General features: G+C 68.0%; 20 protein-coding genes. 19 read left to right on the top strand and 1 reads right to left on the bottom strand.

What is annotated here, in order from left to right:
- The first annotated feature begins 61 nt into the window (after positions 1 to 61).
- Positions 62 to 1,255, top strand: a complete 1,194-nt coding sequence (tuf, locus tag IE311_RS12105; protein ID WP_026058274.1) for an elongation factor Tu — start codon at positions 62 to 64, stop codon at positions 1,253 to 1,255.
- Between the two features lie 119 nt (positions 1,256 to 1,374).
- On the opposite strand, the gene IE311_RS12100 is transcribed toward tuf, so the two are convergent.
- The gene (locus IE311_RS12100; RefSeq protein WP_189831627.1) at positions 1,375 to 3,354 is read right to left on the bottom strand and encodes a PIG-L family deacetylase; all 1,980 of its coding nucleotides are present in this window, start codon (positions 3,352 to 3,354) and stop codon (positions 1,375 to 1,377) included.
- Positions 3,355 to 3,568: 214 nt separating this feature from the next.
- Between IE311_RS12100 and IE311_RS12095 the strand changes: the two genes are divergently transcribed.
- The 18 genes from IE311_RS12095 to rpsH all read left to right on the top strand — a co-directional run bounded on the left by IE311_RS12095 (position 3,569) and on the right by rpsH (position 13,088).
- Positions 3,569 to 3,931 (top strand): YciI family protein, encoded by a 363-nt coding sequence (locus IE311_RS12095; RefSeq protein WP_189831790.1) that lies wholly within the window; start codon positions 3,569 to 3,571, stop codon positions 3,929 to 3,931.
- Positions 3,928 to 5,169: an RNA polymerase sigma factor gene (locus IE311_RS12090; protein WP_189831626.1), complete on the top strand. Its 1,242-nt coding sequence runs from the start codon at positions 3,928 to 3,930 to the stop codon at positions 5,167 to 5,169. Before IE311_RS12095 ends, IE311_RS12090 begins: the two co-directional genes overlap by 4 nt.
- 447 nt (positions 5,170 to 5,616) lie before the next feature.
- Entirely contained in the window at positions 5,617 to 5,925 is a 309-nt protein-coding gene (gene rpsJ, locus IE311_RS12085; RefSeq protein WP_003948644.1) for a 30S ribosomal protein S10, read from the top strand.
- A gap of 11 nt (positions 5,926 to 5,936) precedes the next feature.
- A complete protein-coding gene (rplC, locus tag IE311_RS12080; protein ID WP_024755405.1) occupies positions 5,937 to 6,581 on the top strand; it encodes a 50S ribosomal protein L3 in 645 nt (214 codons plus the stop codon).
- 7 nt (positions 6,582 to 6,588) lie between these two features.
- A complete protein-coding gene (rplD, locus tag IE311_RS12075) occupies positions 6,589 to 7,239 on the top strand; it encodes a 50S ribosomal protein L4 (RefSeq protein ID WP_189831625.1) in 651 nt (216 codons plus the stop codon).
- Positions 7,239 to 7,562: a 50S ribosomal protein L23 gene (rplW, locus tag IE311_RS12070; RefSeq protein WP_015035575.1), complete on the top strand. Its 324-nt coding sequence runs from the start codon at positions 7,239 to 7,241 to the stop codon at positions 7,560 to 7,562. The genes rplD and rplW overlap by 1 nt, the downstream gene beginning before the upstream one ends.
- A 40-nt stretch (positions 7,563 to 7,602) precedes the next feature.
- Positions 7,603 to 8,439: a 50S ribosomal protein L2 gene (rplB, locus tag IE311_RS12065; protein WP_030318653.1), complete on the top strand. Its 837-nt coding sequence runs from the start codon at positions 7,603 to 7,605 to the stop codon at positions 8,437 to 8,439.
- A 12-nt stretch (positions 8,440 to 8,451) separates the two neighbouring features.
- Positions 8,452 to 8,733 (top strand): 30S ribosomal protein S19, encoded by a 282-nt coding sequence (rpsS, locus tag IE311_RS12060; RefSeq protein ID WP_024755409.1) that lies wholly within the window; start codon positions 8,452 to 8,454, stop codon positions 8,731 to 8,733.
- 42 nt (positions 8,734 to 8,775) lie between these two features.
- Positions 8,776 to 9,123 carry a 50S ribosomal protein L22 gene (gene rplV / locus IE311_RS12055; RefSeq protein ID WP_056552397.1) on the top strand — a complete coding sequence of 116 codons (348 nt, stop codon included), beginning with the start codon at positions 8,776 to 8,778 and terminating at the stop codon, positions 9,121 to 9,123.
- The gene (rpsC, locus tag IE311_RS12050) at positions 9,123 to 9,971 is read left to right on the top strand and encodes a 30S ribosomal protein S3 (protein ID WP_017239578.1); all 849 of its coding nucleotides are present in this window, start codon (positions 9,123 to 9,125) and stop codon (positions 9,969 to 9,971) included. Before rplV ends, rpsC begins: the two co-directional genes overlap by 1 nt.
- Before the next feature lie 5 nt (positions 9,972 to 9,976).
- Positions 9,977 to 10,396, top strand: coding sequence for a 50S ribosomal protein L16 (gene rplP, locus IE311_RS12045; RefSeq protein WP_015035580.1), 420 nt, complete (start codon positions 9,977 to 9,979; stop codon positions 10,394 to 10,396).
- Positions 10,396 to 10,620 carry a 50S ribosomal protein L29 gene (gene rpmC, locus IE311_RS12040; RefSeq protein ID WP_017239580.1) on the top strand — a complete coding sequence of 75 codons (225 nt, stop codon included), beginning with the start codon at positions 10,396 to 10,398 and terminating at the stop codon, positions 10,618 to 10,620. The genes rplP and rpmC overlap by 1 nt, the downstream gene beginning before the upstream one ends.
- Entirely contained in the window at positions 10,620 to 10,901 is a 282-nt protein-coding gene (rpsQ, locus tag IE311_RS12035) for a 30S ribosomal protein S17 (RefSeq protein WP_030318650.1), read from the top strand. The genes rpmC and rpsQ overlap by 1 nt, the downstream gene beginning before the upstream one ends.
- 154 nt (positions 10,902 to 11,055) lie before the next feature.
- Positions 11,056 to 11,424 (top strand): 50S ribosomal protein L14, encoded by a 369-nt coding sequence (gene rplN, locus IE311_RS12030; RefSeq protein WP_003956455.1) that lies wholly within the window; start codon positions 11,056 to 11,058, stop codon positions 11,422 to 11,424.
- 2 nt (positions 11,425 to 11,426) lie between these two features.
- Entirely contained in the window at positions 11,427 to 11,738 is a 312-nt protein-coding gene (rplX, locus tag IE311_RS12025) for a 50S ribosomal protein L24 (protein WP_024755412.1), read from the top strand.
- Positions 11,735 to 12,292 (top strand): 50S ribosomal protein L5, encoded by a 558-nt coding sequence (gene rplE, locus IE311_RS12020; protein WP_106975815.1) that lies wholly within the window; start codon positions 11,735 to 11,737, stop codon positions 12,290 to 12,292. The genes rplX and rplE overlap by 4 nt, the downstream gene beginning before the upstream one ends.
- Before the next feature lie 5 nt (positions 12,293 to 12,297).
- Positions 12,298 to 12,483 carry a type Z 30S ribosomal protein S14 gene (locus IE311_RS12015; protein ID WP_003948630.1) on the top strand — a complete coding sequence of 62 codons (186 nt, stop codon included), beginning with the start codon at positions 12,298 to 12,300 and terminating at the stop codon, positions 12,481 to 12,483.
- A gap of 206 nt (positions 12,484 to 12,689) precedes the next feature.
- A complete protein-coding gene (rpsH, locus tag IE311_RS12010; RefSeq protein WP_015035585.1) occupies positions 12,690 to 13,088 on the top strand; it encodes a 30S ribosomal protein S8 in 399 nt (132 codons plus the stop codon).
- Positions 13,089 to 13,094: the final 6 nt, after the last annotated feature.

The following is a 13,094-nucleotide window of genomic DNA, read 5'->3' as shown; positions in this document are numbered from 1 at the left end:
CAGCAAAGATCACCTGGCGCCGATGAGCAAGGCGTACAGAACCACTCCGCAGGAGGATTCAGTGGCGAAGGCAAAGTTCGAGCGGACTAAGCCGCACGTCAACATCGGCACCATCGGTCACATTGACCACGGTAAGACGACCCTCACGGCCGCCATTACCAAGGTGCTGCACGACGCGTACCCGGACCTGAACGAGGCCTCGGCCTTCGACCAGATCGACAAGGCTCCCGAGGAGCGCCAGCGCGGTATCACGATCTCGATCGCGCACGTCGAGTACCAGACGGAGTCGCGTCACTACGCGCACGTCGACTGCCCGGGTCACGCCGACTACATCAAGAACATGATCACGGGTGCCGCGCAGATGGACGGCGCCATCCTCGTGGTCGCCGCCACCGACGGCCCGATGCCGCAGACCAAGGAGCACGTGCTCCTGGCCCGCCAGGTCGGCGTTCCGTACATCGTCGTCGCCCTGAACAAGGCCGACATGGTGGACGACGAGGAGATCCTGGAGCTCGTCGAGCTCGAGGTTCGTGAGCTCCTCTCCGAGTACGAGTTCCCGGGCGACGACCTTCCGGTCGTCCGTGTCTCGGCGCTCAAGGCGCTCGAGGGCGACAAGGAGTGGGGCGAGAAGCTCCTCGGCCTCATGCACGCGGTGGACGAGTCCATCCCGCAGCCCGAGCGTGACGTCGACAAGCCGTTCCTGATGCCGATCGAGGACGTCTTCACGATCACCGGTCGTGGCACCGTCGTCACCGGTCGTATCGAGCGCGGTATCCTCAAGGTCAACGAGACCGTCGACATCATCGGCATCAAGACCGAGAAGACCACCACCACGGTCACCGGTATCGAGATGTTCCGCAAGCTGCTCGACGAGGGCCAGGCCGGTGAGAACGTCGGTCTGCTCCTCCGTGGCATCAAGCGTGAGGACGTCGAGCGCGGCCAGGTCATCATCAAGCCGGGTTCGGTCACGCCGCACACGAACTTCGAGGCCCAGGCCTACATCCTGTCGAAGGACGAGGGTGGCCGTCACACCCCGTTCTTCAACAACTACCGCCCGCAGTTCTACTTCCGTACCACGGACGTGACCGGCGTCGTGACCCTCCCCGAGGGCACCGAGATGGTCATGCCGGGCGACAACACCGCCATGAGCGTTGAGCTGATCCAGCCCATCGCCATGGAGGAGGGCCTCAAGTTCGCCATCCGTGAGGGTGGCCGGACCGTCGGCGCCGGCCAGGTCGTCAAGATCACCGCCTGATCTGTGATCTGACCTGGTAGCTCCAGCGAGCTGCTGAGCAGTGAGGGAAGGCCCCGCACCGAAAGGTGCGGGGCCTTCTCGCGTTCCCGGCCCGGCCGGCGGGATCCGGAGGAGACGGCCTACGGCCGCCAGCTCCAGGGGTGGCCGTCCGCGCCGAGGCCCACCACGGTCGCCCGGCGCGAGCCGAGGTGCAGGGCCGCGTACACCGCCGAGGGTCCCGTCGTACGGGTGTGCGGCCGGCCGCCGACCCGTACGAGGACCCGGCCGTGGGTGTCCGTGCCGAGCAGCACGGTCCCGAGCGCGGGGGAGCGCGCGGCCACCACACCGCCGTAGCCGTCCAGACCGGCGTCGCCCTCCGGGCCGAGGAGCTCCCCGGACGCCGGCGGCCGGTAGTACAGGGCGCCGCCGGCCGCCGCCACCGTGGACCCGGAGAGCGGCAGCGGCTCCGCCCGCTCCGCGCCGTCCACCCAGTGCCGTACGGACTCCCGCCCCGCCGCGTGGACGTGCACCGCGCCCGCGGCGTCGAGCGACACCGCGAGCCCGTCCTGGACCTCCGCCGCACCGGGCAGCGTCCGCCAGGGACCCCAGGCCCCGTCCGCCGCCCGCACCCGGGTCGAGACGCCCTTGTCCGCGTTCCGTACGAAGAGATGGACCCGGCCGTCGGGGGCCGCGACGGCCACCGGGGCGCCGACCCGGCGCCCCCGGTCGTCCGTGCGCTCCGGGTTCCCGAGCCCCCGCCAGGCGAGGAACGGGCCGCCGGGGGAGCGCTGCTCCAGGAGCACCAGCTCGCGCCGGTTGGGCCCGCCGTGCCCGTCGAGTGCGGCGAAGCGCACCCCGAAGAGCAGCACCCGGCCGTCGCCGAGCACGGCCGAGCCGAGCGCGGGCGCGAGCGGGCCGCCGCCGAGGTCGGCCGGTTCGCTCCAGACGCCGGGTGCCGTCTCGCGCCAGCGGACCGCTCGCAGCCCGAGCACCCCGTACGCGGTGAGGGAGCCGTCCGGCTCCTGGGCGAGCGCGGGGCCCGCGCTCGGCCAGCGGTGGTGGGTGGAGCGCACCCAGCCCTTGCGGTTGGTGAGCGGCCGGTCGCCGCCGACGCCGTAGTCGCCGCAGCCCGAGGGATTGCCGCACTGCCAGGTCGGGTCCCCGCCGTACGGGACGAGGCGGGCGGCCTTCTCCCGGAGCACCCGCGGCGGGAGGTTCTTGGGCCAGTGCCGGTTGTAGTAGCCGCGGAAGGCGGTGGTGGTGAACGCCGGTATGGGTTCGCCGTCCCGGACCGCGTCCGACACCCAGCGGCTCAGCGCCGCCCAGGTGAAGCAGGCGATCGCGGTGTGGTCCCCGTGGTCCGAGTAGCCCGGCTGTTCGGAGTCCCGCCTCCGGGTGGCCTCGTCGCCGGTCTGGATGTCGGGATCGGGGTCCAGGGTGTGCACGACCGTGGGCCGGTGGCGGCGGAGCAGGTCGACGAGGACGCCGACCAGCTGGTCGTAGTCGTAGGTGTCCGAGCGGGTCAGCGGCGAACCGGCCGGGAGATGGGTCCGCAGCTCCAGGGCGCGGTCGTGCCAGAGCGCGGGCACGGCCATGTAGCGCCGGGTGGTGTGCATGGGCAGGTTCAGGAAGACCAGCTCGGTCCGGCGGCCGCCGTGGGTGAGCGTGTCGACCTCTGCCCGCCGGCCGCCGGGGAGGGTGAGCACCTCCCGCCGCCAGGGCGTGAACCTCGGCAGGCCGAGCGCCTCCGCGTACGACTGGCGCAGGCCCTGGTGGCGGGCGGAGGAGTAGGCCGCCCGGTCCGGGGGAGTCTCGGGCATCCCGTCGATCCGGTTGCGGCCGGTGTGCTCGCCGGCCGTCACGTACACGGAGACCAGCGGGATCCCGGAGTCCAGCAGCCGCTGGGTGTCGGGGTTCATGAAGTACAGGTCGTCGTCCGGGTGCGCGGACACCTGGAGGAGCAGGGACCGGCGGGTGCGCGCGGAGGCGATCGGCTTCCCGGGGGCCGGGTCGACGGTCGGCGCGGTCCTGCGGGGTTCCGGTACGGAGCACCCGGCGACGGCCGAGGTGACGGCGAGGGCGGTGGCGAGCACCGTCCGGCGACGGGGTGCAGTGGTCACGTACGCGGTCCGTCCCTCGGGTTCTCGGTCTCCTCTGCTAGACGGATATCCGGTTGTCGAGGTTGTGTTCGAATCGGCGCCGGGCTGCGCGGAGTTGGCCGCCGGACGAGAATTCTTCGGAGATCGCCGTCGAAGATGTCGAGGACAGGTCCTCGGTACCGACCGAAGGGTGACAGCGCGCCGCAGGGGCGCGCGGGACGGGGAGGACACCCGGATGAAGTACGTCGCGATGATCTACGGCAACCAGGCCAAGTGGGACTCCTTCCCGGCCGAGGACTGGCCCGAGGCGATCGCCCGCCAGGAGGCCTTCAACCGGAAGTACCGCGAGAGCGGCGAGCTGATCGGCGCGTACGGGCTCGCCGACGCGGCGGCCGCCCGGCTCGTACGCCGTGAGGGCGGCGCCCCCGCGGTCACCGACGGGCCGTACCTGGAGACCAAGGAGTATCTGGCCAGCTTCTATCTGCTCGACTGCGAGAGCCAGGAGCGGGCCCAGGAGATCGCCGCGGACATGCCCTTCGCGGACGTCGACCCCGTCGAGCTGTGGCCGGTCCCGCACGAGTCCGCGGCGGACGTGTGAGCGGCCCCGCCGAGGTCGAGGACCTGCTGCGCGCGTACGCGCCGCAGGTCCTCGGCACGCTCGTCCGGCGGTACGGCACCTTCGACACCTGCGAGGACGCCGTCCAGGAGGCCCTGATCGCCGCCGCCCGGCAGTGGCCCGCGCAGGGGATCCCCGACAACCCGCGGGGCTGGCTGGTCACCGTCGCCGCCCGCAGGCTCGTCGACCAGGTGCGCAGCGAGGCCGCGCGCCGCCGCCGCGAGGACTCCCTCGCCCTCGCCACCCCCGCCTCGGAACTCCTCGCGCACGCCGCGGACGAGGAGCCCGGCACCGACCGGGACGACTCCCTGGCCCTGCTCTTCCTCTGCTGTCACCGGGACCTGTCGCCGCCCAGCCGGATCGCGCTGACCCTCCGTGCCGTCGGCGGCCTCACCACCGCGCAGATCGCCGCCGCCTTCCTCGTCCCGGAGTCGACGATGGCGCAGCGCATCAGCAGGGCCAAGCAGACGATCAAGGCGGCCGGCGGGTCCCTCGCGCTGCCGGCGGGGGAGGACCGCACCGCCCGCCTCGCGGAGGTGCGGCACGTGCTCTATCTGGTCTTCAACGAGGGCTACACGGCCAGCGGCGGCGACGAGCTCACCGTTCCCGCGCTGTCCACGGAGGCGATCCGGCTCGCACGGCTGCTCCACCGGCTGCTGCCCGAGGACACCGAGACGGCGGGTCTGCTGGCCCTGATGCTGCTCACCGACGCCCGCAGGCCGGCCCGCACGGGCCCGCACGGAGAGCTGGTGCCGCTCGCGGAGCAGGACCGGGGGAGGTGGGACGCCCGGCTGGTCGAGGAGGGTGTGGAGCTGATCAGCCGTACCCTGCCGCGCGGACAGGTGGGTCCGTACCAGCTCCAGGCGGCCATCGCCGCCGTCCACGACGAGGCGGCGAGCGCGGGGGCCACCGACTGGCCGCAGATCCTCGCGCTCTACGAGCTCCTGGAGCGGGTCGGGCCGAATCCGATGGTCACTCTCAACCGTGCGGTGGCCGTCGCGATGGTCCACGGTCCGGCGGCCGGTCTCGCCCTCCTGGACGAGCTGGCGCGGGACAGGCGCACGGCCGGGCACCACCGTCTGCTGGCGACCCGGGCGCATCTGCTCGAACTCCTCGGCGACGGGGAGACCGCCGCCACCGTCTACCGGGAGGCGGCGCGCCGGACGACCAGTGCCCCCGAGCGCCGCCATCTCACCGAGCGCGCACGGCGCTTGAGTTGAATCGCGAGGGAGCGGCCGAGCCCGGCGTATGCGCCCCGGCGCATGACCGTACGTGACGTGGGGTACAGTCTTCGCTCCCGATTGGCGGCGGGAAGGCCGCGTATGGCAGACTGTCGGGGTTGCTCGGTTGAGTGCCGATGCTGCGCGCCTCCCGTCGGGAGGACCGGAAGCGAGTCCCACAGTACTCGTCGCCCCCAGTCAGGGGCGGACGTACGGGAATCTTCTGGGAAGCGTCAGCGGGGTGCAGACCAGGCTCCCGGTGGGTGTCGTGCCCCCGGCTCGCGGTTCATGGCGACCGTGCCCCCTTGGTTGGGAAATCCTTCGGGATTTCTGCGTAGAGGGAGTGCGACACGCCCGACCGCGTGGGTCGGAGACACGACAACGCTTTTCAGTAAGCGAAGCCGACCGGGTTCCAGAGCGTTACGAGACAAAGGACTACTAGTAGCCATGGCGGGACAGAAGATCCGCATCCGGCTCAAGGCCTACGACCACGAGGTCATCGACTCCTCGGCGAAGAAGATCGTCGAGACGGTGACCCGCACTGGTGCGTCGGTCGCGGGCCCGGTGCCGCTGCCCACTGAGAAGAACGTGTACTGCGTCATCAAGTCGCCGCACAAGTACAAGGACTCGCGCGAGCACTTCGAGATGCGCACGCACAAGCGCCTCATCGACATCCTCGACCCCACGCCGAAGACGGTTGACTCGCTCATGCGTCTCGACCTCCCGGCGGGCGTTGACATCGAGATCAAGCTCTGAGGGCGCGCGAGATGGCTAAGAACATCAAGGGCATCCTGGGCGAGAAGCTCGGCATGACGCAGGTCTGGGACGAGAACAACCGGGTCGTCCCGGTGACCGTCGTCAAGGCCGGCCCCAATGTCGTGACCCAGGTGCGTACGAACGACGTCGACGGCTACGAGTCGGTCCAGATCGCCTTCGGCGAGATCGACCCTCGCAAGGTGAACAAGCCCCTCAAGGGTCACTTCGCCAAGGCCGACGTCACCCCGCGCCGCCACCTGGTGGAGCTCCGTACCGCTGACGCCTCCGAGTACACGCTCGGCCAGGAGATCACCGCCGAGCTCTTCGAGGCCGGCGTGAAGGTCGACGTCACCGGTAAGAGCAAGGGCAAGGGCTTCGCCGGTGTCATGAAGCGCCACAACTTCCGTGGTGGCAAGGCGTCGCACGGTGCCCACCGCGTGCACCGCAAGCCCGGTTCGATCGGTGGCTGCGCCACCCCGGGCCGTGTCTTCAAGGGTATGAAGATGGCCGGTCGCATGGGCAACGAGCGTGTGACCACCCAGAACCTGACCGTCCACGCCGTTGACGCCGAGAAGGGTCTGCTGCTCATCAAGGGCGCCGTCCCCGGCCCTAACGGTGGCCTCGTCCTGGTCCGCACTGCGGCCAAGGGGGTTTGAGGAACCGATGAGCACCATTGACATCCTTTCGCCGGCAGGCGACAAGACCGGGACCGTCGAGCTCCCCGAGGAGATCTTCGGCGCCAAGGTCAGCGTTCCGCTGATCCACCAGGTCGTCGTCGCGCAGCTGGCCGCGGCCCGTCAGGGCACGCACAAGACCAAGCGTCGTGGCGAGGTCCGTGGTGGTGGCAAGAAGCCTTACCGCCAGAAGGGCACCGGCCGCGCCCGTCAGGGTTCGACCCGCGCCCCGCAGTTCGTCGGCGGTGGCGTCGTCCACGGCCCGCAGCCGCGTGACTACTCCCAGCGGACCCCGAAGAAGATGAAGGTCGCCGCCCTCCGCGGTGCCCTCTCGGACCGGGCCACGCACTCCCGCATCCACGTCGTGACCGGCGTGGTCGAGGGTGACATCTCCACCAAGGCCGCGAAGACGCTGTTCGGCAAGATCTCGGAGCGCAAGAACCTGCTCCTGGTCGTCGAGCGCTCCGACGAGGCCGCGTGGCTGTCCGCTCGTAACCTGCCCCAGGTGCACATCCTGGAGCCGGGCCAGCTCAACACGTACGACGTGATCGTCTCCGACGACGTGGTCTTCACCAAGGCCGCCCTCGAGTCCTTCGTGTCTGGCCCCCAGACCGCTGAGACCGAAGGGAGCGACGCCTGATGACTGAGGCCGTCGTCACCAGCAAGACCTTCTCGGACCCGCGCGACATTCTGATCAAGCCGGTCGTTTCGGAGAAGAGCTACGCTCTGCTGGACGAGAACAAGTACACGTTCATCGTCGCGCCTGGCTCCAACAAGACCCAGATCAAGCAGGCCGTCGAGGCGGTCTTCTCGGTCAAGGTCACCGGGGTCAACACGATCAACCGCCAGGGTAAGCGCAAGCGCACCAAGGCCGGTTTCGGCAAGCGCAAGGACACCAAGCGCGCCATCGTGACCCTTGCTGAGGGCAACCGTATCGACATCTTCGGCGGTCCGACCGCCTAAGGGCGGTCTGGATCGTCCGGAATCGGACGAGGACTGAGAAATGGGAATCCGCAAGTACAAGCCGACTACGCCGGGCCGTCGTGGCTCCTCCGTAGCCGACTTCGTCGAGATCACGCGGTCCACGCCGGAGAAGTCGCTGGTTCGCCCCCTGCACAGCAAGGGCGGCCGTAACAACACCGGTCGGATCACCGTTCGCCACCAGGGTGGTGGACACAAGCGCGCCTACCGTGTGATCGACTTCCGTCGTCACGACAAGGACGGCGTGCCGGCCAAGGTCGCGCACATCGAGTACGACCCGAACCGCACGGCGCGCATCGCGCTGCTCCACTACGTGGACGGCGAGAAGCGCTACATCATCGCCCCCAAGGGTCTGACGCAGGGTGACCGCGTCGAGAACGGCCCCGGCGCTGACATCAAGCCCGGCAACAACCTGGCGCTCCGCAACATCCCGGTCGGTACCACGATCCACGCGATCGAGCTCCGTCCCGGTGGCGGCGCCAAGTTCGCGCGCTCCGCTGGTGCCTCCGTGCAGCTGCTCGCGAAGGAGGGCACGATGGCCCACCTTCGTATGCCGTCCGGTGAGATCCGTCTCGTCGACGCCCGCTGCCGCGCCACGATCGGCGAGGTCGGCAACGCCGAGCAGTCGAACATCAACTGGGGCAAGGCCGGCCGTAAGCGCTGGCTGGGCGTTCGCCCGACCGTTCGCGGTGTGGCGATGAACCCGGTGGACCACCCGCACGGTGGTGGTGAGGGTAAGACCTCCGGTGGTCGCCACCCGGTCTCCCCGTGGGGTCAGAAGGAGGGTCGTACTCGCTCGCCGAAGAAGGCTTCGAGCAAGTACATCGTCCGCCGCCGCAAGACGAACAAGAAGCGCTAGGAGCGGGTTTAGATGCCGCGCAGTCTCAAGAAGGGACCCTTCGTCGACGGACACCTCGTAAAGAAGGTGGACGTACAGAACGAAGCCGGTACCAAGAACGTCATCAAGACCTGGTCCCGTCGCTCGATGATCATCCCGGCCATGCTCGGCCACACGATCGCGGTGCACAACGGCAAGACCCACATTCCGGTGTTTGTCACCGAGTCGATGGTCGGCCACAAGCTCGGCGAGTTCTCGCCGACGCGCACCTTCCGGGGTCACGTGAAGGACGACCGGAAGTCGAAGCGCCGCTAGTAGCGGGGTGGAATGACCATGACAGACACTGGAAGGACAACCATGGAAGCCAGGGCCCAGGCGCGGTACATCCGCGTCACGCCCATGAAGGCCCGCCGCGTGGTGGACCTTATCCGTGGCATGGATGCCACGGAGGCTCAGGCGGTCCTGCGTTTCGCCCCGCAGGCCGCGAGCGTGCCGGTTGGCAAGGTGCTGGACAGCGCCATCGCCAACGCTGCACACAACTACGACCACACCGACGCCTCTTCGCTGGTCATCAGCGAGGCGTTCGTGGATGAGGGCCCGACCCTGAAGCGGTTCCGTCCGCGTGCCCAGGGCCGTGCCTACCGGATCCGTAAGCGGACCAGCCACATCACCGTGGTCGTCAGCAGCAAGGAAGGAACCCGGTAATGGGCCAGAAGGTTAACCCGCATGGGTTCCGGCTCGGCATCACCACGGACTTCAAGTCCCGTTGGTACGCCGACAAGCTGTACAAGGACTACGTCAAGGAAGACGTCGCCATCCGTCGGATGATGACGTCCGGCATGGAGCGCGCCGGCATCTCGAAGGTTGAGATCGAGCGCACCCGTGACCGCGTGCGGGTGGACATCCACACCGCGCGTCCCGGCATCGTCATCGGCCGCCGTGGCGCCGAGGCCGACCGCATCCGCGGTGACCTCGAGAAGCTCACGGGCAAGCAGGTCCAGCTGAACATCCTCGAGGTCAAGAACCCCGAGATGGACGCTCAGCTGGTTGCTCAGGCCGTCGCCGAGCAGCTCTCCTCCCGCGTCTCCTTCCGTCGCGCCATGCGTAAGAGCATGCAGGGCACGATGAAGGCCGGCGCCAAGGGCATCAAGATCCAGTGCGGTGGCCGTCTCGGCGGCGCCGAGATGTCCCGCTCGGAGTTCTACCGCGAGGGCCGTGTGCCCCTGCACACGCTCCGCGCGAACGTCGACTACGGCTTCTTCGAGGCCAAGACGACCTTCGGCCGTATCGGCGTGAAGGTCTGGATCTACAAGGGCGACGTCAAGAACATCGCCGAGGTCCGCGCCGAGAACGCTGCGGCCCGTGCGGGTAACCGCCCGGCCCGTGGCGCCGGCGCTGGCGACCGCCCGGCCGGCCGTGGTGGCCGCGGTGGCGAGCGTGGCGGCCGCGGCCGCAAGCCGCAGCAGCAGTCCGCGCCGGCTGCCGAGGCCCCCAAGGCCGACGCTCCCGCCGCCGCTGCCGCTCCGGCTGAGAGCACCGGAACGGAGGCCTGACCGAAATGCTGATCCCCCGTAGGGTCAAGCACCGCAAGCAGCACCACCCCAAGCGCTCGGGTATGAGCAAGGGTGGTACGCAGGTTGCGTTCGGCGAGTACGGCATTCAGGCCCTCACGCCGGCGTACGTGACCAACCGCCAGATCGAGGCGGCTCGTATCGCGATGACCCGCCACATCAAGCGTGGCGGCAAGGTCTGGATCAACATCTACCCGGACCGCCCGCTGACGAAGAAGCCCGCCGAGACCCGCATGGGTTCCGGTAAGGGTTCTCCGGAGTGGTGGATCGCGAACGTCAAGCCGGGTCGGGTGATGTTCGAACTGTCCTACCCGAACGAGAAGATCGCGCGCGAGGCCCTGACCCGTGCGGCCCACAAGCTGCCGATGAAGTGCAAGATCGTTAAGCGCGAAGCAGGTGAGCTGTGATGTCGGCCGGTACCAAGGCGTCCGAGCTGCGCGAGCTGGGCAACGAGGAGCTTCTCAACAAGCTCCGCGAGGCCAAGGAAGAGCTGTTCAACCTCCGCTTCCAGGCGGCGACGGGCCAGCTCGAGAACCACGGTCGGCTCAAGTCCGTCCGTAAGGACATCGCCCGGATCTACACCCTGATGCGTGAGCGTGAGCTGGGCATCGAGACGGTGGAGAACGCCTGATGAGCGAGAGCAACGTGACTGAGAAGACCGAGCGCAACGCTCGCAAGGTCCGCGAGGGCCTGGTCGTCAGCGACAAGATGGACAAGACCGTCGTCGTCGCTGTCGAGGACCGCGTCAAGCACGCGCTGTACGGCAAGGTCATCCGCCGTACGAACAAGCTCAAGGCTCACGACGAGCAGAACGCTGCCGGCATCGGTGACCGCGTCCTCCTGATGGAGACCCGGAAGCTGTCGTCGACGAAGCACTGGCGCGTCATCGAGATCCTCGAGAAGGCCAAGTAAGGAATTTCCCGCAAGGGAAATCCACAAGTTCAGCCTGAGGCCCTCATAAGAAATATGGGGGGCCCCTCAGGTCAGTTCCGCCAGGCTCGGTGGGGTTGCGCTGATCACTTGGCGCAACCCCGCCGGGAACCGGCAGACAAATCAGGAGATAGACGTGATCCAGCAGGAGTCGCGACTGCGTGTCGCCGACAACACTGGTGCCAAGGAGATCCTTTGCATCCGTGTTCTCGGTGGCTCGGGTCGCCGCTACGCGGGCATCGGTGACGTCATCGTCGCCACCGTCAAGGACGCGATCCCCGGTGGCAACGTGAAGAAGGGTGACGTCGTCAAGGCGGTCATCGTTCGCACCGTCAAGGAGCGCCGCCGCCAGGACGGCTCGTACATCCGCTTCGACGAGAACGCCGCTGTCATTCTCAAGAACGACGGCGACCCTCGTGGCACCCGTATCTTCGGCCCGGTCGGCCGTGAGCTGCGCGAGAAGAAGTTCATGAAGATCATCTCGCTCGCGCCGGAGGTGCTGTAAGCATGAAGATCAAGAAGGGCGACCTGGTCCAGGTCATCACCGGTAAGGACAAGGGCAAGCAGGGCAAGGTCATCACGGCCTTCCCCCGCGAGAACCGCGTCCTCGTCGAGGGTGTCAACCGGGTCAAGAAGCACACCAAGGCCGGCCCGTCGCAGGCCGGTGGCATCGTCACGACCGAGGCTCCGGTCCACGTCTCCAACGTCCAGCTGGTCGTGGAGAAGGACGGCAAGAAGGTCGTCACGCGTGTCGGTTTCCGCTTCGACGACGAGGGCAACAAGATCCGCGTTGCCAAGCGGACGGGTGAGGACATCTGATGGCTACCACCACTCCGCGTCTCAAGACGAAGTACCGCGAGGAGATCGCGGGCAAGCTGCGTGAGGAGTTCTCCTACGAGAACGTCATGCAGGTTCCCGGCCTCGTGAAGATCGTGGTCAACATGGGTGTCGGCGACGCCGCCCGTGACTCGAAGCTCATGGACGGTGCCGTCCGTGACCTGACCACCATCACCGGTCAGAAGCCGGCCGTCACCAAGGCCCGCAAGTCCATCGCGCAGTTCAAGCTTCGCGAGGGCCAGCCGATCGGTGCGCACGTCACCCTCCGTGGCGACCGCATGTGGGAGTTCCTGGACCGCACCCTGTCGCTCGCGCTTCCGCGCATCCGCGACTTCCGTGGTCTGTCCCCCAAGCAGTTCGACGGGCGTGGCAACTACACCTTCGGTCTCACGGAGCAGGTCATGTTCCACGAGATCGACCAGGACAAGATCGACCGTGTCCGGGGTATGGACATCACCGTGGTGACCACGGCGACCAACGACGACGAGGGCCGTGCCCTTCTGCGTCACCTCGGCTTCCCCTTCAAGGAGGCGTAAGCGAGATGGCGAAGAAGGCTCTCATCGCGAAGGCTGCACGCAAGCCCAAGTTCGGCGTGCGTGGCTACACGCGCTGCCAGCGCTGTGGTCGTCCCCACTCCGTGTACCGCAAGTTCGGCCTGTGCCGCGTGTGCCTTCGTGAGATGGCTCACCGTGGCGAGCTGCCGGGCGTGACCAAGAGCTCCTGGTAATCCCTTACTTGGGATGACCGGAGTCTCTCGGTAAGCACTGGGTTGTCGGATGCCCATCCCTCCATGGCTTAGGCTAGGAGGGTTGGGCGTCCGTCGCCCGTACGACTTACTACGCCGTAGGTCCCCGCGCCGCACCCGTCCCGCCCCTGTGTGGGGAGAGGGATGGCGCACTGGAAACCCCGGCGAGAGAGGCCGAAGGCCAATTCATGACCATGACTGATCCGATCGCGGACATGCTGACTCGTCTGCGTAACGCGAACTCGGCATACCACGACTCCGTGACGATGCCGCACAGCAAGATCAAGTCTCACATCGCGGAAATCCTCCAGCAGGAGGGCTTCATCACGGGCTGGAAGGTCGAGGACGCCGAGGTCGGCAAGAACCTCGTCCTCGAGCTCAAGTTCGGTCCGAACCGTGAGCGCTCCATCGCGGGCATCAAGCGGATCTCGAAGCCCGGTCTCCGGGTTTACGCGAAGTCCACCAACCTGCCGAAGGTTCTCGGCGGCCTGGGCGTGGCGATCATCTCCACGTCCCACGGTCTCCTGACCGGCCAGCAGGCAGGCAAGAAGGGCGTAGGTGGGGAAGTCCTCGCCTACGTCTGGTAGTCGGGA

Source organism: Streptomyces zaomyceticus (assembly GCF_014656215.1).
Taxonomy (GTDB): Bacteria; Actinomycetota; Actinomycetes; order Streptomycetales; family Streptomycetaceae; genus Streptomyces; species Streptomyces zaomyceticus.
This window is presented reverse-complemented; position numbering and strand designations above follow the sequence as displayed.

Bases quoted from the DNA above. Each gene is read 5' to 3' on its own strand.
- IE311_RS12095 (WP_189831790.1), top strand. From the start codon at position 3,569: ATGAAGTACGTCGCGATGATCTACGGCAACCAGGCCAAGTGGGACTCC.
- rpsJ (WP_003948644.1), top strand. From the start codon at position 5,617: ATGGCGGGACAGAAGATCCGCATCCGGCTCAAGGCCTACGACCACGAG.
- rplC (WP_024755405.1), top strand. From the start codon at position 5,937: ATGGCTAAGAACATCAAGGGCATCCTGGGCGAGAAGCTCGGCATGACG.
- rplD (WP_189831625.1), top strand. From the start codon at position 6,589: ATGAGCACCATTGACATCCTTTCGCCGGCAGGCGACAAGACCGGGACC.
- rplW (WP_015035575.1), top strand. From the start codon at position 7,239: ATGACTGAGGCCGTCGTCACCAGCAAGACCTTCTCGGACCCGCGCGAC.
- rplB (WP_030318653.1), top strand. From the start codon at position 7,603: ATGGGAATCCGCAAGTACAAGCCGACTACGCCGGGCCGTCGTGGCTCC.
- rpsS (WP_024755409.1), top strand. From the start codon at position 8,452: ATGCCGCGCAGTCTCAAGAAGGGACCCTTCGTCGACGGACACCTCGTA.
- rplV (WP_056552397.1), top strand. From the start codon at position 8,776: ATGGAAGCCAGGGCCCAGGCGCGGTACATCCGCGTCACGCCCATGAAG.
- rpsC (WP_017239578.1), top strand. From the start codon at position 9,123: ATGGGCCAGAAGGTTAACCCGCATGGGTTCCGGCTCGGCATCACCACG.
- rplP (WP_015035580.1), top strand. From the start codon at position 9,977: ATGCTGATCCCCCGTAGGGTCAAGCACCGCAAGCAGCACCACCCCAAG.
- rpmC (WP_017239580.1), top strand. From the start codon at position 10,396: ATGTCGGCCGGTACCAAGGCGTCCGAGCTGCGCGAGCTGGGCAACGAG.
- rpsQ (WP_030318650.1), top strand. From the start codon at position 10,620: ATGAGCGAGAGCAACGTGACTGAGAAGACCGAGCGCAACGCTCGCAAG.
- rplX (WP_024755412.1), top strand. From the start codon at position 11,427: ATGAAGATCAAGAAGGGCGACCTGGTCCAGGTCATCACCGGTAAGGAC.
- IE311_RS12015 (WP_003948630.1), top strand. From the start codon at position 12,298: ATGGCGAAGAAGGCTCTCATCGCGAAGGCTGCACGCAAGCCCAAGTTC.
- rpsH (WP_015035585.1), top strand. From the start codon at position 12,690: ATGACCATGACTGATCCGATCGCGGACATGCTGACTCGTCTGCGTAAC.